Consider the following 16,803-nt stretch of genomic DNA (forward strand, 5'->3'; position numbering starts at 1 on the left):
CGCCGGGATGGCACAACAGCAGAATGATTTTTCCAAAGGAAGCATACCCAAGACCATCCTGACCTTGGCGGCTCCCATGACACTGGCCCAGCTCATCAATGTTCTATACAGCGTGGTGGACCGGATGTACTTGGGCCGTCTGCCCGGCCATCTGTCCCTCACCGGCCTGGGGCTTACCATGCCCATCATATCCATCCTCATGGGCTTTGCCAACCTCTGCGGCATGGGCGGCGCTCCTCTATGCTCCATCTATCGGGGCAAGGGCGAGAACGAAGAGGCCGAATATGTGATGGGTAACTCCTTCACTCTGCTCATCATTTTGGGTGTCCTGGCCACGTTGGGCTGCCTGCTGGTGAAGAAACCCATGCTCTACCTCTTTGGTGCCAGCGATGCCACCTTCCCCTACGCCGATGCCTACCTCACCATCTATCTCATGGGAACCCTCTTTGTGATGATCAGTTTGGGCCTGAATCCCTTTATCAACTCCCAGGGGTTTGCCAAGATCGGCATGATGACGGTGGGCTTGGGTGCCATTGTGAACATCGTGCTGGATCCGGTTTTCATCTTTGCGCTGGACATGGGAGTCCAGGGCGCAGCCCTGGCCACCATCCTGGCCCAGGGGTGTTCCGCTGTGTGGGTGCTCCACTTCCTCACCGGGAAGAAGGCCATCCTGCGTCTGCGCCTGAGCCGGATGCCCCTGACCCTCCGGCGGGTGAAAAAGATCCTCTCCCTGGGTCTGGCCGGATTCTTCGTCAACCTCACCAACAGCCTGGTTCAGGTGGTGTGCAACGCCACCCTTCAGACCTGGGGCGGCGACCTCTACGTGGGCGCCATGACCATTGTCAACTCCATCCGCGAAGTGGTGTGTATGCCGATCACCGGCGTGACCAACGGCGCTCAGCCTGTGTTGGGCTTCAATTACGGCGGCGGTCTGTACCGCCGGGTCCGGCAGGGTATCCGCTTCTCCGCTGCCGTGGTGGTCATCTACTCCATTGCGGCCTGGGCGGTCATCATGTTGTTCCCCGAGCTCCTCATCCGGCTCTTCACCACGGAGGATGAGCTGGTTCGGGTGGGTGTACCTGCCCTGCGTACTTATTTCTCGCTCTTTATGTTCATGTCCCTGCAGTTGGCGGGACAATCCATCTTCACTGCTCTGGGACGGGCAAAGAATGCAATCTTCTTCTCCCTCCTCCGCAAGGCCTTCATCAACGCGCCTCTCACTCTGCTGCTGCCCTATGTGTTCGGCACCAACGGTGTTTTCATCGCGGAGGCTGCCTCTCAGTTCCTGGGAGGCCTGGCCTGCTTCACCACCATGTACTTTGTGGTTTACCGCCCCATGGGTCGACTGGAGGCTGCGGAAACGAACGCATCCACATAGCAAAGTGAAAAAACGGCTGTCCACCATGGTGGACAGCCGTTTTTTGCTGCTTCAGCCGCTTTTCAGCCAGCGGGGCAGGCAGTCCGGGTCCATGACCCGGAGCAGACAGAAAAAGAGTCCCGCCGCCAGGAGCAGATCTCCCACACTGGCAAAGCCGCCCAGGAAGGGGAGGGGGCAGTAGAGGACATCTCCCAGAAAGAGAAGTCGGGTGTGTTCTCTGGCCAGAGCGTACATGGGGATCTCGCCGGCTGCCAGGCTGGCCGCCCCCTCGGGAGAGAGATGGGAGACGGCCCAGGCGGCAACCGGCATCCGAAAGCCGTTGGCGCAGATGACCAGGGTGTTGCAGCCCCAACCCAGACCACACAGAAGGGCGGTCTTGCGCAGATGGCGGTTTTTCCAGAGAAAGAGAAGAATGAGAAGGTAGGAAAGGGGGACCAGCAGAGCGTGAAGGCCGGTCAGATGGGGAAGAAGAACCTCCTGCATCAGAAGGGCGATCACCGGCAGCCAGAACCAAGTAAGGGCTGCCCCTTCATACCGAGAGAGACGGCCGCCTGTGAGATAGCCCAGAACGATGGCGCAGAGCACCGCCAGAATCAGCATGGGGTGTCCTCCTCGGCAGAAGCGGAACTGGCAGGTCCCAGTGCACCGCGCGCCACCATGGCAGAGATGGTCTCAACCACCCTGGGGTGAAATTGTTTTCCGGATTCAGCCATGAGAATCGATGCGGCGGCCTGGGGAGAGCGCCCGCTTCGATAGGGTCGGTCACTGGTGATGGCGTCAAAAGCGTCAGCAGCCCCCAGGATATAGGTGTCCAGGGGAAGCTCATCCCCCTTGGTGTGATCCGGATACCCACGGCCGTCGTAGAATTCGTGATGGTGGAGGATAAAGGGGAGAAGATCCTGGTAGCTGTCCAGGTTCCGCAGAATGTCCACACCGGTTTGGGGATGGCGCTGGATGATTGCCCGCTCCTCGGGCGTGAGGGCGGAGGGCTTCTGCAGAATGGAGTCGGGCACACCGATCTTTCCGATGTCGTGGAAAAGGGCGGCGTCATACAGCCGGCGAATGCGCTGCTCAGGCAGCCCCATTTCGGTGGCGATCTGAGCGGTATAGGCAGCAACTCGACTGGAATGGCCCTGGGTATATGTATCCTTGGCGTCCAGCGCGGCGGCAAAGGCCCGAATGATGCTGTATTGCTGGCGCTGGCCGTCCAGGTAGAGCTTGAAAGAATATCGGGCCAGCAGCAGGGGGAGCATAAAGAGCAGTGCCAGCCACGCGCCGTTGTGCATCACCAGTAGCATGGCCAGAAAGTAGCCGATGGGGGAGGAGAGGGCGATGCTGGGCAGAAGCCCGAGGAACATGGGGGCCACCATGGTGCGGAGGACCGTCTCCTGGCTGGACAGATAGTAGAGCAGGATGACCACCACATTGGCTGCAATGGAGAGCACAATGTAGAAAAACGCAGGGGGGAGGACCCCGGGCAGGGTGATGTTGCCCGGTGTGCCGCCCAGCATGTAATAGGCGACACCGCCGATCATCAGGGCGATATTGCAATTGCCCATGTTGAACAGTGTTTTGATGGGGGCGGTGTTGAAAATGTGAATACGCTCTTTTCCGTCGAAGGTGGTGCTGACGGAGAGGGGATAGGAGATCATGCTGATGATGACGGCAAACTCCGGGCCGAGGGTCAGGATGGATGCCAGCGTACTGATGAAGGAGAGGTCCACGGTGCAGTCATCGCGGACGTAGAGAGGCAGGCAATAGCAGATCCAGGAGAGGAGCAGCAAAACGCAAAATGTTGGGAGCTTGGCCGCAGACCAGAGGGGAGCATGCGAAAAGAAAAGGCGCCAAAAGGAATACAAGCCAATGCCAATTCCAATGGCGCCAATCAAAAGCATATAACATTTGGTCACACGACTCATAGTTGCCTCCAGCGAAAGGAAGTGCAGGTTGCTCCGGGCGGTCGGAGACCGCCCGGAGCAACGGGGGTGGTCAGCGGATGCGGAAGTAAGCGCCGCTAGCCAGGATCAGGGAAACCAGAGAGGTCAGAGCCATCATAAGTTTCGCCTTATTCATCGAATACAGCCTCCTGTTGACAGTACTCTGTCAATCGCTAAAGACAGGCTATATCCGCTTCGCTAACAAAAGAGAGTCAATGGGAGGGGACGGTGTTGTTTTCCCGTCGGGGCAGGGTGGGAAGACGGCGGTTGACGGCATCCAATGTGGCCAATGCCGCCGAAAAATTAGGGTCTTCTCCCTCGTAACAGGCGCCCAGCAGAGCTTCGGTCTTGCCCCCGTTTTTCAGCAGGAGCCCCACCAGCATGGCCTGGTGCTCCCCCAGAGAGATGGAACGGATCTCATCGAGAGAAAAGGAGCAGCCTGGGGCCAGGACCTGGTTGAGGGCGTCCACAGTGGCCAGTGCAATGGAGCGGAACCGACCGGTGGTGGAGAGGTCGCATTGGGAGCTGCCCTGATAGATTCTGTCTTCCAGGTTGAGGTAGACGGAGGCAGAAGCGCCGGAGCGCCCGGTCGAGAGCTCCAGCCGGTCGCAGATCAGCCGACCCTGACGGGCGATGGGACCGGGCACCTGGGCCACACTGACGACCCGGTGGTCCAGCTCCACCTGAAAGCGGGCCAGCAGGGCAGACTGGATGTCTCGAACGATCTGTTTGGGACTGCGGGACTGGTCAGAGAGGATATGTACTTCTCGAATGGAACCGTTTTCCAGGTTGAATTCCGCGCCTAAAACGCCTGGTAGCTGAATGACCAGGTCCTTCCAGGCTGCGGGACCGGATGACGGGTGGGACTGTGAGGTCATGGGGTCGCCTCCAATTGAAGGATCATCTGACCGGTGCGCAAAGCCGCCAGCCGGAGCAGGGTGAGAAATCGTATGCACATATTATACAGGATTCGACGGGGAGGTGCAATAGGATTTGCAGCTAACTCAACAGGAATTATGGCAGGAAAATCTTTCCTCTGAGCGCATAGGATAGAAAAAACAGAAGGGAGGAACAGGGCCATGGAGCGGCGGTATACGCTGGAGGGTGGCGGTAGTCTGACCGTGCAGGCGGATGGGCTCCGGGCGGTGCTGACGGCGGAGCGGGCATCGGACAGCAGGGGGCTCTACAAGGCCTATCTCCGGGGGCCCACTGGCCGGGCGCTGCTGGGCACTTTGGCACCGGAAAACGGACAGCTGCGGATCAGGCGCACCCTGACCCTGGACGCTCTGGAACGGCAGGGCGCCTGGCCGCCGGTGGGGGGTGAGCAGGAGCTGGCCTTTGCCTTCGGGGGGGAGAAGGCACCAGACGGGTGGTGCTGGATGGACCCGGAGAGGCTGACATTTGGGGAGGAGGCCCTCCGGGCCATGGCAGTACGGCAGGGACGCATGCTCTTCCGGCGGGTGGACGGGGGATTTCAGCTGGCCTATCCCTTCTCCTGTGCGCGGCCCTTCCCGCTGCCGGGGCTCTTCTGCCTGGCCAGGCCGGTGGCACTGGAGGGGGAGCGCCATGTGTGCTTTTGCTTCGACCGGAAGGGCTGGCCAATCGTCCCGCGTGGGGGCGGCGGTACGGGTGTTTGTTGACCGTCCGGCGGCGCTGTGATACACTGTAAAAGAATACCGTTTCGGAGCGGACGGGGACCTGTCACCCTCCGGAGCCGGGCGGTGAGAGCCTTGGACAGGCTCCCTGCCCATCCTACACAGATACGGAGAAGAGATACATGACCGATTATTTCCATTTGCACGCAGAACCCGACGAGATCCGGGCCGTCAGCAGTCTGGGCCTCGCCCACCTGGGGGACGGCGTCTTTGAGCTGATGGTGCGCTCCTGGCTGGTGCTCCACGGAAAAGCCACCTCCCGGGGACTCCACAAGGCCACCGTCCACTTTGTGGCGGCGCCCGCCCAGGCGGCTATGGCCAAGAAGCTGGAGGGCGTCCTCACTGAGGAGGAGCAGGACGTGTTCCGCCGGGGCCGCAACACCAGCCCCCACACCATCCCCAAGGCGGCCAGCCGGGAGGAGTACCAGACGGCCACCGCCCTGGAGGCTCTGTTCGGCTACCTTTATCTCCAGGGGCGGACGGACCGGCTCAACGAGCTGTTTACCCTGATGATGGAGGAGTGACGCGGCATGGCATTGGACGCGATCTGCCTGACGGCAGTGCTGGAGGAGCTCAGAAAGGTGCTGGAGGGCGGACGGATCGATAAGGTCTACCAGCCCAGCCGGGACGAGATCGTCCTGGCCGTCCGGGGCGCGGGAGCGAATGTGAAGCTCTTACTCTCCGCCAGCCCCAACGGTCCCCGGCTGCACCTGACCAAGGAAGTCCGGGAGAACCCAGCCCAGCCCCCCATGTTCTGTATGCTCCTGCGCAAGCACCTCACCGGTGCCCGTTTCCTCCGGCTGGAGCAGCCGGAGCTGGAGCGCATTGTGCTGCTGCGGCTGGAATCCACCGACGAACTGGGTGACAAGGTCCTACGCACCCTGGTGCTGGAGGCCATGGGCCGCCGGGCCAACCTCATCCTCTTGGACGGTGAGGACCGAATCATCGACTGTGTCCGCCGGGTGGAGGGAGATGTGGCTACCGGCCAGCGGGGCGTGATTCCGGGGCTCTTTTACCGCTTTCCCGACCCCAGGCCGGGCCTGCCCCCGCTGCTGGAACGGGAGCTGGACTTCCGCTCCAACGGCGTGAGCCGGGGAGAGAGTTTGGCGGAGAAGCTGGAGCGCCTCAAGGAGGCGATGGGCCCCGAGGGCTATGTGCCCTACGGCCTGGTCCGGGAGGACAAGCTGGTGGACTTCACCTTCCTCCCCATCCTCCAGTATGGGCCGGACACCGGGCTCAGACGCTATGAGAGCTTTTCCAAGCTCCTGGACGACTTCTATGCCAGCCGGGCCACGGCGGAGAAGGTGGGCCAGCGGGGTGCCGACCTCCAGAAGGCGGTGACCCGGGTCCGGGACCGGGTGGCCCGGCGTGTGGCCCAGCAGGAGCTGGAGCGGGAGGCCACTAAGGACCGGGAGCGGAAGCGGGAGCTGGGAGATATCCTCACCTCCAACCTCTACGCCCTCAGTAAGGGCATGGGGACGGTGCGTCTCACCGACTACTACGACCCCGAGGGCCGGGAGGCGGATATCCCCCTGGACCCTCTTCTCACCCCACAGCAGAACGCTGCCAAGTACTATAAGGAGTACAACAAGGCCAAAACGGCCGAGGTGGTCTTGGGTGAGCAGATCGAGAAGGGCAAACGAGAGCTGGAGTACCTGGACAGCGTACTGGAGGCCATCGTCCTGGCTGAAGGCGAGCGGGATTTGGCGGAGATCCGCCAGGAGCTCACCGACACCGGGTACCTCCGTCGGGGCGCCAAGGCGGCCAAGCGGATGAAGGTGGCGGCCAAGCCCATGGAGTTCCGTTCCACCGCCGGCCTGCGGATCTCGGTGGGCAAGAACAATACCCAGAATGATCTCCTGACCGCCAAGCAGGCGGGGAAGGGAGATCTATGGCTCCACACCCAGAAGATCCACGGTTCCCACGTAATATTGTGGACCGAGGGACGGACCCCGGATGCCGGGAGCATCGAGGAGGCTGCCAAGCTGGCGGCCTGGTTCTCTCAGGCCAGAGACGGGAAGAAGGTGCCGGTGGACTACACCCCGGTGAAATATGTGAAAAAGCCCGCCGGGGCCAAGCCGGGCATGGTGGTCTATACCACCTACCAGACCGCTTACGTGGACCCCGACGGGGAGCTAGCCAAGCGGCTGCGGGTAAAATAACAAAAGGCGGAAAAACAGGAGGCGTATGAATATGAAATGGGTCTGCTGGGAGTGCGGCCATGAAAACGACTATCATTTTATCAAAGCTGTGCAGGATAAGTGCCCTCATTGCGGCGCGCAGCTGAAGATCAGCCAGGCTCCGCTGGCCAGCTCCAGCAACATCGCCGGATTTTTGCTGATGTTCGGCGGTGTGTTCTGGGGCTATGACAATCTGGTGGATAAGTACATGAGCTTTACGACCTTTGGTATCCTTGCGGTGCTCTTTGCCCTTGTGGTGGGGATCCTCATGGTGCTGCTGGGGCTGTCCCTCTATAACCGGGCAGCCAGGGACCACAGGGAAGGGGAGCGGCTCTGATGGAGACCTGCCACATCCTGGTGGTGGAGGACGACCAGGACATCAACCGGCTCCTGTGCCGCATCCTCACCGACGGCGGCTATGACGTACGCCCGGCCTTTTCCGGCAGCGAGGCGATACTGTGGGCGGAGCAGTATGACTATGACCTGGTGCTGCTGGACCTGATGCTGCCTGGGATCACCGGCGAGGAGTTCATCGCCCGGATGCGGAAGAAGCGCACCATGCCCATCATCGTCCTCTCGGCCAAGGCCGGGCTGGAGGACCGGGTGAATGTGCTGCGGCTGGGGGCCGATGACTTCATTCCCAAGCCCTTTGACAACGCCGAGGTCCTTGCCCGGGTGGAGGCACAGCTCCGCCGGTACAAGCAGTTCTCCGCGCCCGGCGGCGGCCAGGTGCTGCGCTGCGGGGACCTGGAGCTGGACCGGGAGGCCATTCGGGTTACCGCCGGAGGGAGAGAGGTTTCCCTCACCGCACGGGAGTTTGAGATCCTTTCCCTCCTCATGTCCCATCCCAGGAAGGTCTTTACCCGGGAGCAGCTCTATGAGAGCGCTTGGGGCGGAGAGTATATGGGGGACGACAACACCGTGAACGTCCACATCTCCAACCTGCGCTCTAAGCTCTCCAAGGTATCGGACCAGGAGTATATCAAGACGGTGTGGGGTATCGGCTTCAAGATGAATGTGGAATGAAGGAAAGACTTTATTCTTTCTTCATCTTTGCTTTATGTAGGATTGTTGCCTTTCCGCTACAATGAAACCATGATCAAAAGGAAAGGCTGATGCCAAATGTCAGAACCCATTCTGGTGACCCGTGGGCTCACCAAGAAATACGGCACCCACGCTGCGGTGGAGGATGTGGAGCTCCGGCTGGAGAAGGGCCAGATCTACGGCCTTGTGGGCCGCAACGGGGCGGGCAAGACCACCATCATCCGCATGCTCACCGCCCAGACCGTACCCACCTCCGGGGAGATTGAGCTCTTTGGCGAGACCACCGAGAAGGGCCTCTCCACCGCCCGGGCCCGGCTGGGGGCCATGGTGGAGATCCCCAGCTTTTACCCATACCTCACCGCCGCCGAGAATCTGGAGTACTACCGCCGGCAGCGGGGCATCCCAGGCCGGGACTGTGTGCCTCAGGTGCTGGAGCAGGTGGGGCTCGGAGGCGCCGGAAAAAAGAAATTCAAGCAGTTTTCATTGGGCATGAAGCAGCGGCTGGGGTTGGCCCTGGCCCTCATGGACCATCCCGACCTGCTGCTTCTGGACGAGCCCATCAACGGCCTGGACCCGGAGGGGATCGTGGAGTTCCGAAACCTGTTGCTGGAGCTCAACCGCCAGCGGGAGACCACCATCCTCATCTCCAGCCATATCCTGTCGGAGCTCTCCAATGTGGCCACCCACTACGGCTTTTTGGACCAGGGCCACATGCTGGAGCAGATTTCCGCCCAGAAGCTCCGGGAGAAGTGCCGGGCCTGTCTCCAGCTCACTGTGGACGACGCCTCCAAAGCTGCCCTGGCCCTGGAGCAGCGGCTGGACACCCGGGAGTATGAGGTGCTTCCCGGCAATGTGCTGCGGCTCTACGCCTTCCTGGACCGGCCCCAGGTGGTCACCGCTACCCTTGTGGAGGAAGGGGTGGCCCTCATCGGGGCAGAGAGTAAAAATGCCGACCTGGAGGACTACTTCCTGGGCTTGATCGGAGGTGTCCACCATGCTTGATTACCTCCGTGCCGAGTGCTATAAGATGCTCCACAGGTCCTATCTGTGGATGGCCCTCCTCATCACGGGCGGTCTGGAGCTGGTGCTGGTCCTGCTGTGGGCCTGGATTAACTGCGAACTGCCCAACAACATGACGGTCTCCGCGGGCTTTTCTATGGTGCTCTACCTCCTGTCCCTGGGCTATTATGCCACCGCCATCACTTCGGATATCGCTTTTTCCGACCAGTACAAGTACAACACATTGAAGAATGAGGTGGCCTACGGCATCCCCCGGGCCCGGATCTACCTGGGCAAGCTCTTTGCCGGCGTTCTGCTGTCCATTGGGGCCTGCGCCCTGCTGCTGGGCTGGTATGCCCTGCTGTGTGCCCTCATGCTTCCCGGAGACGGCGCTGTCCTGGAGGCCCTGAAGGTGCTGGGCTTTGCGCTACTGTGCGCCTTCCCGGTGTGGGTAGGGGCGCAGGCCCTCTACCTCCTGTGCTTCTTCTCCATCCGAGGAAATACCGCTGCCACCATTGTGAGCGTCTGTATCATCGCTCTGTTCGGACAGATGCTTACATTCCTCTCCCTGCTGGTGAGCATGCCAGCCCCTGGGCTGGCGGACGCTCTGCTGGCGATTAAGGGGCTCCTCCTCACCTCGCCCCTGGAGAGCATCACCGATGCCATCGGGGACTGGTCCCGGGTGGCCTGGGCCTGGGCCGTGGGTGCCGGCTGGTGTGTGGGTACCACTGCTTTGGGCCTGTGGTGCTTCCACCGGAGAGAGATCAGCTGACAGGAGAGGGGGACAGGCATGCTCAACTATCTCAGCGCTGAGCTGTGGCGGATGACCAGGCGGCGGGCGGCCTGCACCGGCTGGGGGATCTATTTGCTCCTAACCTTTTTGACGGGACTCACCCTCAGGGGGAGTCCACCTTCGGAGTGCCTCCTGGCCTTCCGAAACTTTATGGTGATCGGGCTCTATGTGGCGCTGCCGCTGGCCGACTGGGCGGGAGGCGGCCTGGACCGGGCGGGGAGTCTGACCAATGAGGTATCCTTCGGACTGCCTCGGGTCCGGATCTATCTGGGTAAGCTCTCCGCCGCCCTGCTGGTGGGGGTGCTCCTCTTCCTGCTCACCACGGCGGTCTTTTTCCTGGGCGCGCTCTCCCCCACTGCTGTGCTGGCGTTGAGCGAGGAGGAAAGGGCGCTGGTGAGTATGGACCTGCTGATCTCCATGCTCCACTCCCTGCCCAGGTATGTGGGAGCGGTGTCCCTGGCCTATTTTCTGGTCTTCACCCTTCGTCCCGCCGGGGTGGGCACCATACTCTACTACCTCTACATCACCATAGGGGAGCTGACTTTGGCCGCTGTCCGGGTGATGGGCATGGGGGTGGTGGGAAATATGCTCAACCACCTGGCCGAGGCTGTGCGGCCTTTTCTGCTCACCAATGCCTACTTTGTCTATAGCTACGGGAATGTACCCCCCACGCTGGACAACAGCTGGCTGACGGGAGCGCTGTGGCTTGGGGTTACCACCGGACTGGGGCTCCTCCTGCTCCGGCGTCGGGAGATCCGATAGAAAGGGGAGAAGTGAGCATGCTCATCCTGCTGGCACTGCTGGTGCTGCTATGTCTGGGGCTGGGCCTGCGGCTCTATGCGTTGGAGCGGGACATCCGCTCTTGCGCACGGCAGCTCCGCTCCGGGCGGCCCAGGGTGTCCATGGCGGCCCCCAACGCCGCGGCGGAGGAGCTGCTCACTGCCATCAAAGCCCTGCTGGACCTGCGGGAGCAGGAAGAGGGGGACTATCGCCGTCAGGAGCGGGCCATCCGGCAGCAGATCGCCAACATCTCCCACGACCTGCGTACCCCCCTCACCTCCATCCTGGGCTACCTCCAGTTGCTGGAGGGGGAGGGGCTTACGGCGGAGGAGCGTCGGGAGTACCTGGCCATCGTGCAGGGCCGGGCCAAAGCGCTCCAGAGTATGATCGTCAGCTTCTACGACCTCTCCCGGCTAGAGGGGGGCGAGTACCCTCTCTCCCGGGAGCGTGTGGATCTCTACCACATGCTCAGTGAGCTGGCGGCGGAGTTTTATAACGACTTTGAAGGATTTGATATGACGGTGGAGCTCCGGGAGGGCCTGCCGTCCGTGACCGCCGACCCGGCGGGGGTATTGCGGGTGTTCACCAACCTGATCCGCAATGCCATGGAGCACGGCAGGTCCAGAATGTCCATCCTCCTTTATCAGGAGGGCGACGAAGTAGTGTCCGTTTTCGCCAATGACGCGCCCGGCCTGACGTCTGAGGATGTGGAGCATGTCTTTGACCGGTTCTTTACCGCCGACAAAATGCGTACCGGACAGTCTACCGGTCTGGGACTGGCCATTGTGAAGGCTCTGGTGGAGCGGATGGGCCATACCGTATCTGCTGAGCTGGAGGGAGACCTTTTCCGAGTGGTAGTGCGCTGGCAGACGGCAAAACAGTAAAAAACCAGGGCGCCGCAGCTGCGGCGCCCTGGTTTTCATTATATGGTCCACTCACTGTGGATGATGCCTACCAGCCGGTAGGTGCCGTTGTCTTCCACGTCACGGAAAACCAGCTTGAGGGCGCACCAGTCCAGGCCGCCCACCTCCGGGTCCTGGCCCGGGAAGTAATATTCCAGAAAACGGTCTCCCGGGTAGGCGTCCCGAACGTTTTCAAGGGAGTTGCCGGAGGAAAGGACGGAGTCCACTCCGATGATGGGTGCCTGGGTATAGTCGGCGTTGAAGACGTAGTTGTCCAGATACTCCGGCAGGGTCATGGTGATGGGGTCACCCTTGCCCTGGGTGTAGCCCCAAACATATCGGGTGCCGTTGGCGCCCGCCTGGGTGAGCTGGTCGGGGGAGAAGGTGAGGTCACTGTGGGGGTCTACGGTGGAGTAGGGGGTGAAGGTAACGCCCCGCTCCGGGTCCACCAAGGTGGACAACGTCTGGATGTCATCCTTCTTGAGGGCGGCGAGGACGGCGTTTCCCGCATCCAACAGCGGGGCGTTGCTGTCCGGATCGACGGAGCTTACAGTGGTGTAGGGACTGAGCAGGGCAGTGCTCGGAGTAGTGGCGGCAGCGGCGTTTGAGGCCAGAAGCCAGCGGCCGTCAAGCTGACTGAAGTTGAGGAGCAGACCGGCGGTGGCGCCCAGGAGGAGTGCCAGCACGCACAGGAGAGCGCTTCGTTTCATAAATGCCTTCTTTCCACCGGCAGAGAATCCCGCCGGGCATGTTGAGATGGAGGAGTCCCGCTCCCAGAGACAAAGAAGCGGCACTTTCCCCAAACTGGTATACTACATTGTAGCGAAACGACGGAAAAATTGCAATTACAAATGGTTACAACCGGCTGGGAGAAGGCGGATTTCTTGCAAAAATAGGTGAGATGTGGTAGAATCAAACTACCCTAATGTTACAGGAGGCGAGCAGATGCAGCAGCATGAGCTTCAGTTCCATATTCAGTGTAAAGAAGGCGACGTAGGCCGGTATTGTATCCTGCCGGGGGATCCCGGTCGTTGTGAGAAGATCGCCGCCTATTTTGATGATCCCGTCAAGGTCCAGTCCAACCGGGAATATACCGTCTATACCGGCACGCTCCTGGGGGAGAAGGTGTCTGTCTGTTCCACCGGTATCGGCGGCCCCTCCGCCGTCATCGCTATGGAGGAGCTCCACGCCATCGGCGCCGATACCTTCATCCGTGTGGGCACCTGCGGCGGCATCGCCCTTCAGGTGCAGAGCGACGATGTGGTCATCGCCACCGGCGCCGTCCGCCATGAGGGCGCCAGCCGGGAATACGCTCCCATCGAGTTCCCCGCCGTATCCGACTACCGGATCCAGGAGGCCCTGGTTCAGGCCGCCAAGAACCTGGGCAAGTCCCGGCACGCCGGTGTGGTCCAGTGCAAGGACTCCTTCTACGGCCAGCACGACCCCGCCCGCATGCCGGTGAGCTATGAGCTCCAGGCCAAGTGGGAGGCATGGAAGCGTCTGGGCGTTTTGGCTTCCGAAATGGAGTCCGCCGCCCTCTTCTGCTGCGCCGCCGCCCTGGGTGTGCGCTGCGGCTCCTGCTTCCATGTGGTGTGGAACCAGGAGCGGGAGGCCGCTGGCCTGGATCAGCAGGAGAGCCACGACACCTCCGCCGCCATCGAGGTGGGCATCGAGGCCCTCAAGATCCTCATCCGGGAGGAGCAGGCCAAGCAGGGCTGAGGAGCGCTTTTGTGAGTGAATCGCCCGCGGGTACGGTCCCACGACCGTGCCTGCGGGCAGTTTTTTGTCACCATCTCCCCGAATGGCACATAGGCTGGGCGGAGGAGGTGGTCCCATGGCGACGATTAGCCTGTGCATGATCGTAAAGAATGAGGAGAAGGTGCTCTCACGCTGCCTGGAGAGCGTGGCTGGGCTGGTGGATGAGATGGTCATTGTGGACACCGGCAGCACCGACACCACCAGAGAGATGGCCCTGTCCTACACCAATCGGGTCTACGATTTCACCTGGCGGGATGATTTCGCAGCCGCCCGGAACTTTGCCTTTTCCAAAGGGCGGATGGAGTACCTCATGTGGCTGGACGCCGACGATGTGCTTCTGCCGGAGGACCGGGAGGTCTTCCTGGAGCTCAAACGGACCCTGACGCCTGATGTGGATGTGGTGATGATGCCCTACCACAGCGGCCTGGACGAGGGCGGGCGGTCGGTTTTCACCTGTTACCGGGAGCGATTGGTACGGAACCTGGGGCGTGATTTGTGGGAGGGTGCGGTCCATGAGGCCATCGCTCCCTTCGGCAAGGTGATCTGGTCCAGGGCGGCGGTGACCCACCGAAAGGAAGGACCCGGCGACCCGGACCGGAACCTGCGCATCTATGAACAGAAGCTGGCCCGGGGGGAGACTCTCTCGCCCCGGGAGCGGTTCTATTATGCCCGGGAACTCATGGACCACCAGAAGTATGGCCTGGCGGCGGTCCAGCTGGAGCAGTTTCTGGACCGGGGCGGCGGCTGGATAGAGAACGAGATCGAGGCCTGCCGGCTTCTGTCCAGGTGTCGGCTGGAGGCGGGCGACGAGAGCGGCGCTCTCCAGGCCCTGCTGGACAGCTTTCGCTATGACGACCCCAGGGCGGAGACCTGCTGTGCCCTGGGCGCCTACTTCCAGGCACGGGAGGCGTGGCGGCGGGCCATCTTCTGGTATGAACTGGCCCTTACACGGGAACGGAACGACGAGGGCGGCGGCTTTGTCCAGCCGGACTGCTACGGCTTCCTACCCTGCATCCAGCTGTGTGTGTGCTGGGACCGGCTGGGCCGCCACGCGGAGGCCGAGGCCTGGAACCAGCGGGCGGGCGGCTATAAGCCGGATGATCCATCCTATCTCTGGAATTTGGCGTATTTTAGCTCTCTTTCCTGAAAAGTCCCCTGTTTCCCATCGGGAAACAGGGGACTTTTGTCGATTATGATTGACCATGCAACTACTATGTGGTATTCTGTATGGGCCCTGGGAAACGGCGGCAGAGAGAGCGCCGTGAGCACGGAGCACCACGGAAAGGGGACAGACACTATGGACGAGTCTGTGTTTCTGGGTCGGAATATCTCCATCGCGTATCGGATGGCCAATCGCTTTTATGACCGGGTCCTGGCGCCCTGGGGAATCGGCTGCGGACAGCAGTTCTTTCTCCTGCGCATCTATGAGCATCAGGGGATCAGTATGTACGACCTGGCGCGGATGGGCCTTTATGACAAGGGGACGGTGACCCGGGCGGTACAGAAGCTGGAGGATCTGGGCTATGTCCGCTGCGAGGCGGATGAGCACGACCGGCGGATCCGGCGGCTATACGCCACAGAGAAGGCCGAACCTGTTGTCCAGGAGGGATATGCCGCCCGCATCCGTTGGAACGAAATGCTCACCCAGGGGATGACGCCGGAAGAGGCGGAGACGGTCAAGGACCTGGTGTCCCGTGTCGCCGAGAACGCCATTCTGGCATTGGAACAGGAGGAGAAAAAGAGCAATGACATCTGAACAGATGGAGCAGGTGAGACGACCGGGAGAAAACCCTCTGGGCTATGAACCCGTCAGCAAGCTGCTGCTGGCATTTTCCGTACCCTCGGTGGTCTCCATGCTGGTCAACTCGGTCTACAATATCGTGGACCAGATATTTATTGGTCAGGGTGTGGGCGTGCTGGGCAATGCCGCCACCACCATCGCCTTCCCGGTGGTCACCATCATGCTGGCCATATCTACCATGATTGGTTCCGGCGGCTGTGCCTACGCCTCCATTAAGATGGGCGAGGGCGACGAGAAGGCCGCGGGTCGTACCCTCAACAACCTGTTTGTCCTGTCCATTCTGGCAGGTATCGTCATGATGGCCTTGGGGCTGATTTTCCTGGAGCCCATGCTCCGGGCCTTCGGCGCCAAGGATACCGTAATGCCCTATGCCAAAGATTATACCTCCATCATCCTCATCGGCGCGCCATTCAGCGTATTGTCGGTGACCCTCTCCAACATGGTCCGGGCCGACGGCAGCCCTAAAATGTCCATGTACGGCATCATCATCGGCGCCGTCCTCAACACCATCCTGGACCCCATCTACATTTTCATCTTCCACTGGGGCGTCCGGGGTGCTGCTATCGCCACCATCACCTCCCAGCTCATCTCCGCGGTGGTTCTGGCCCTCTATTTTTGGAAAAAAGGCATCCATATGCGCTTTGACCGGCGCCTTATGGGACTGCGGCGGGACTTGTGCAGCCGCATCTGCGCTCTGGGCATCTCCTCCGGCATCACCCAGGGTGTGGCCTGCATCATGCAGATCGTCATGAACAACTCCCTGAAATACTATGGTGACTTAAACCCCGTGGGCGGTGAGACCGCTCAGGCGGCCATGGGCATCGTCATGAAGATCGCCATGATCCTGGGCTCCATCTGTGTGGGCATCGGCATGGGCGCCCAGGCCATCCTGGGCTTCAACCGGGGTGCCCGGAAATTCCACCGGGTGCGCAAGACCTACCTCATCGCCGTCATTACCGCCACAATCGCTATCACCGCCGGCTGGGCTGTCTGCCAGACGGCACCCGAGCTCATTCTCTCCCTCTTCGGTACGGGTGACCAGAACTTCGCCGACTTCGGTGTCCGGTGTATGCGGACCTATATGTTCGGTATCTTCTGCGCCGGCTTCCAGATTGTCTCCACCAGCTACTTCCGGGCCACCGGCCAACCGCTGAAGGCGTCGCTGCTCTCCATGCTGCGGCAGCTGCTGCTGCTCATCCCTCTGCTGCTCATCCTGCCCACCTTCTTCGGCCTGGACGGCATCCTCTACGCCGGCCCCATCGCCGACATCTCCTCGGGAGTCATTGTGGCCCTCTTCATTGTCCCTGAGATGCTGAAGCTGGGCCGCCTGATGGCCAGTGAGGACGCCGAGCGGCTCCCCGATCGTTAAACGTAAAAAGTCCCGGTACATCACAGATGTACCGGGACTTTTTGTGCTTTTAGTGGTGTTCATCGGAGCAGTGGCAGCAACTCCCGCCGCAGCCGCCGCCGCAGGCGGAGCAGCCCCCCTTTTTGCGGGACTTGATCATGCTGCGGATGGCCAAGCAGAGCACGGCCAGGACGATGGCACCTACGATGACGGTCTCCATAGAGGAAG

Annotated in this window: 19 protein-coding genes; 14 read left to right on the forward strand and 5 right to left on the reverse strand. The window is 61.3% G+C overall.

The features are described from left to right. Positions 1–7: 7 nt before the first annotated feature. On the forward strand, positions 8–1,378 hold the full coding sequence (locus tag E0E29_RS07970) for an MATE family efflux transporter (protein WP_130849418.1): 1,371 nt from the start codon (positions 8–10) through the stop codon (positions 1,376–1,378). Between the two features lie 51 nt (positions 1,379–1,429). Here the strand turns inward: E0E29_RS07970 and E0E29_RS07975 are convergent, their stop codons facing one another. From E0E29_RS07975 to E0E29_RS07985, 3 genes are all read right to left on the reverse strand, one after another. Further along, on the reverse strand, positions 1,430–1,978 hold the full coding sequence (locus tag E0E29_RS07975) for a DUF5317 family protein (RefSeq protein ID WP_130849419.1): 549 nt from the start codon (positions 1,976–1,978) through the stop codon (positions 1,430–1,432). Beyond that, a complete protein-coding gene (locus E0E29_RS07980; protein ID WP_165449839.1) occupies positions 1,972–3,162 on the reverse strand; it encodes an HD-GYP domain-containing protein in 1,191 nt (396 codons plus the stop codon). Before E0E29_RS07980 ends, E0E29_RS07975 begins: the two co-directional genes overlap by 7 nt. Before the next feature lie 365 nt (positions 3,163–3,527). Further along, entirely contained in the window at positions 3,528–4,193 is a 666-nt protein-coding gene (locus E0E29_RS07985; protein WP_130849421.1) for a hypothetical protein, read from the reverse strand. Between the two features lie 201 nt (positions 4,194–4,394). Here E0E29_RS07985 and E0E29_RS07990 point away from each other — a divergent pair, with 201 nt between their 5' ends. The 9 genes from E0E29_RS07990 to E0E29_RS08030 all read left to right on the forward strand — a co-directional run bounded on the left by E0E29_RS07990 (position 4,395) and on the right by E0E29_RS08030 (position 11,650). Next, positions 4,395–4,955 (forward strand): hypothetical protein, encoded by a 561-nt coding sequence (locus E0E29_RS07990; protein WP_130849422.1) that lies wholly within the window; start codon positions 4,395–4,397, stop codon positions 4,953–4,955. Between the two features lie 137 nt (positions 4,956–5,092). Then, positions 5,093–5,494, forward strand: coding sequence for a Mini-ribonuclease 3 (locus E0E29_RS07995; protein ID WP_130849423.1), 402 nt, complete (start codon positions 5,093–5,095; stop codon positions 5,492–5,494). 6 nt (positions 5,495–5,500) lie between these two features. Beyond that, the gene (locus E0E29_RS08000; protein WP_130849424.1) at positions 5,501–7,132 is read left to right on the forward strand and encodes an Rqc2 family fibronectin-binding protein; all 1,632 of its coding nucleotides are present in this window, start codon (positions 5,501–5,503) and stop codon (positions 7,130–7,132) included. A gap of 31 nt (positions 7,133–7,163) precedes the next feature. Further along, positions 7,164–7,487 (forward strand): hypothetical protein, encoded by a 324-nt coding sequence (locus E0E29_RS08005; RefSeq protein WP_130849425.1) that lies wholly within the window; start codon positions 7,164–7,166, stop codon positions 7,485–7,487. Continuing rightward, a complete protein-coding gene (locus E0E29_RS08010; protein WP_130849426.1) occupies positions 7,487–8,176 on the forward strand; it encodes a response regulator transcription factor in 690 nt (229 codons plus the stop codon). The genes E0E29_RS08005 and E0E29_RS08010 overlap by 1 nt, the downstream gene beginning before the upstream one ends. A gap of 96 nt (positions 8,177–8,272) precedes the next feature. After that, on the forward strand, positions 8,273–9,196 hold the full coding sequence (locus E0E29_RS08015; RefSeq protein WP_130849427.1) for an ABC transporter ATP-binding protein: 924 nt from the start codon (positions 8,273–8,275) through the stop codon (positions 9,194–9,196). Beyond that, positions 9,189–9,965, forward strand: coding sequence for an ABC transporter permease (locus E0E29_RS08020; protein ID WP_130849428.1), 777 nt, complete (start codon positions 9,189–9,191; stop codon positions 9,963–9,965). Before E0E29_RS08015 ends, E0E29_RS08020 begins: the two co-directional genes overlap by 8 nt. Before the next feature lie 18 nt (positions 9,966–9,983). Beyond that, positions 9,984–10,748, forward strand: a complete 765-nt coding sequence (locus E0E29_RS08025) for a hypothetical protein (protein WP_130849429.1) — start codon at positions 9,984–9,986, stop codon at positions 10,746–10,748. A gap of 17 nt (positions 10,749–10,765) precedes the next feature. After that, complete coding sequence (locus tag E0E29_RS08030) at positions 10,766–11,650, forward strand: sensor histidine kinase (protein ID WP_130849430.1); 885 nt, start codon at positions 10,766–10,768, stop codon at positions 11,648–11,650. Positions 11,651–11,688: 38 nt separating this feature from the next. Here E0E29_RS08030 and E0E29_RS08035 read toward each other — a convergent pair whose 3' ends face one another. Continuing rightward, positions 11,689–12,378 carry a hypothetical protein gene (locus E0E29_RS08035; protein WP_130849431.1) on the reverse strand — a complete coding sequence of 230 codons (690 nt, stop codon included), beginning with the start codon at positions 12,376–12,378 and terminating at the stop codon, positions 11,689–11,691. Between the two features lie 235 nt (positions 12,379–12,613). Between E0E29_RS08035 and udp the strand changes: the two genes are divergently transcribed. From udp to E0E29_RS08055, 4 genes are all read left to right on the forward strand, one after another. Beyond that, on the forward strand, positions 12,614–13,387 hold the full coding sequence (udp, locus tag E0E29_RS08040; RefSeq protein WP_130849432.1) for a uridine phosphorylase: 774 nt from the start codon (positions 12,614–12,616) through the stop codon (positions 13,385–13,387). 115 nt (positions 13,388–13,502) lie between these two features. Next, positions 13,503–14,573 (forward strand): tetratricopeptide repeat-containing glycosyltransferase family 2 protein, encoded by a 1,071-nt coding sequence (locus tag E0E29_RS08045; protein ID WP_130849433.1) that lies wholly within the window; start codon positions 13,503–13,505, stop codon positions 14,571–14,573. Between the two features lie 150 nt (positions 14,574–14,723). Next, a complete protein-coding gene (locus E0E29_RS08050) occupies positions 14,724–15,182 on the forward strand; it encodes a MarR family winged helix-turn-helix transcriptional regulator (RefSeq protein ID WP_130849434.1) in 459 nt (152 codons plus the stop codon). Then, positions 15,172–16,596 carry an MATE family efflux transporter gene (locus tag E0E29_RS08055; protein WP_242622433.1) on the forward strand — a complete coding sequence of 475 codons (1,425 nt, stop codon included), beginning with the start codon at positions 15,172–15,174 and terminating at the stop codon, positions 16,594–16,596. The genes E0E29_RS08050 and E0E29_RS08055 overlap by 11 nt, the downstream gene beginning before the upstream one ends. A 49-nt stretch (positions 16,597–16,645) precedes the next feature. Here E0E29_RS08055 and E0E29_RS08060 read toward each other — a convergent pair whose 3' ends face one another. Further along, a complete protein-coding gene (locus E0E29_RS08060; RefSeq protein ID WP_130849435.1) occupies positions 16,646–16,795 on the reverse strand; it encodes a FeoB-associated Cys-rich membrane protein in 150 nt (49 codons plus the stop codon). Positions 16,796–16,803 lie beyond the last annotated feature (8 nt).

Origin of the sequence: Intestinimonas timonensis, assembly GCF_900626145.1 — a bacterium.
GTDB lineage: Bacteria > Bacillota > Clostridia > Oscillospirales > Oscillospiraceae > Intestinimonas > Intestinimonas aquisgranensis.

What these genes read in the sequence shown, in the direction of transcription:
- E0E29_RS08010 (WP_130849426.1), top strand. Translation starts at nt 7,487, where the DNA reads ATGGAGACCTGCCACATCCTGGTGGTGGAGGACGACCAGGACATCAAC.
- E0E29_RS07990 (WP_130849422.1), top strand. Translation starts at nt 4,395, where the DNA reads ATGGAGCGGCGGTATACGCTGGAGGGTGGCGGTAGTCTGACCGTGCAG.
- E0E29_RS07985 (WP_130849421.1), bottom strand. Translation starts at nt 4,193, where the DNA reads ATGACCTCACAGTCCCACCCGTCATCCGGTCCCGCAGCCTGGAAGGAC.
- E0E29_RS08035 (WP_130849431.1), bottom strand. Translation starts at nt 12,378, where the DNA reads ATGAAACGAAGCGCTCTCCTGTGCGTGCTGGCACTCCTCCTGGGCGCC.
- E0E29_RS08050 (WP_130849434.1), top strand. Translation starts at nt 14,724, where the DNA reads ATGGACGAGTCTGTGTTTCTGGGTCGGAATATCTCCATCGCGTATCGG.
- E0E29_RS07995 (WP_130849423.1), top strand. Translation starts at nt 5,093, where the DNA reads ATGACCGATTATTTCCATTTGCACGCAGAACCCGACGAGATCCGGGCC.
- E0E29_RS07975 (WP_130849419.1), bottom strand. Translation starts at nt 1,978, where the DNA reads ATGCTGATTCTGGCGGTGCTCTGCGCCATCGTTCTGGGCTATCTCACA.
- E0E29_RS08005 (WP_130849425.1), top strand. Translation starts at nt 7,164, where the DNA reads ATGAAATGGGTCTGCTGGGAGTGCGGCCATGAAAACGACTATCATTTT.
- udp (WP_130849432.1), top strand. Translation starts at nt 12,614, where the DNA reads ATGCAGCAGCATGAGCTTCAGTTCCATATTCAGTGTAAAGAAGGCGAC.
- E0E29_RS08020 (WP_130849428.1), top strand. Translation starts at nt 9,189, where the DNA reads ATGCTTGATTACCTCCGTGCCGAGTGCTATAAGATGCTCCACAGGTCC.
- E0E29_RS07970 (WP_130849418.1), top strand. Translation starts at nt 8, where the DNA reads ATGGCACAACAGCAGAATGATTTTTCCAAAGGAAGCATACCCAAGACC.
- E0E29_RS08030 (WP_130849430.1), top strand. Translation starts at nt 10,766, where the DNA reads ATGCTCATCCTGCTGGCACTGCTGGTGCTGCTATGTCTGGGGCTGGGC.
- E0E29_RS08045 (WP_130849433.1), top strand. Translation starts at nt 13,503, where the DNA reads ATGGCGACGATTAGCCTGTGCATGATCGTAAAGAATGAGGAGAAGGTG.
- E0E29_RS08025 (WP_130849429.1), top strand. Translation starts at nt 9,984, where the DNA reads ATGCTCAACTATCTCAGCGCTGAGCTGTGGCGGATGACCAGGCGGCGG.
- E0E29_RS08000 (WP_130849424.1), top strand. Translation starts at nt 5,501, where the DNA reads ATGGCATTGGACGCGATCTGCCTGACGGCAGTGCTGGAGGAGCTCAGA.
- E0E29_RS08015 (WP_130849427.1), top strand. Translation starts at nt 8,273, where the DNA reads ATGTCAGAACCCATTCTGGTGACCCGTGGGCTCACCAAGAAATACGGC.
- E0E29_RS08060 (WP_130849435.1), bottom strand. Translation starts at nt 16,795, where the DNA reads ATGGAGACCGTCATCGTAGGTGCCATCGTCCTGGCCGTGCTCTGCTTG.
- E0E29_RS08055 (WP_242622433.1), top strand. Translation starts at nt 15,172, where the DNA reads ATGACATCTGAACAGATGGAGCAGGTGAGACGACCGGGAGAAAACCCT.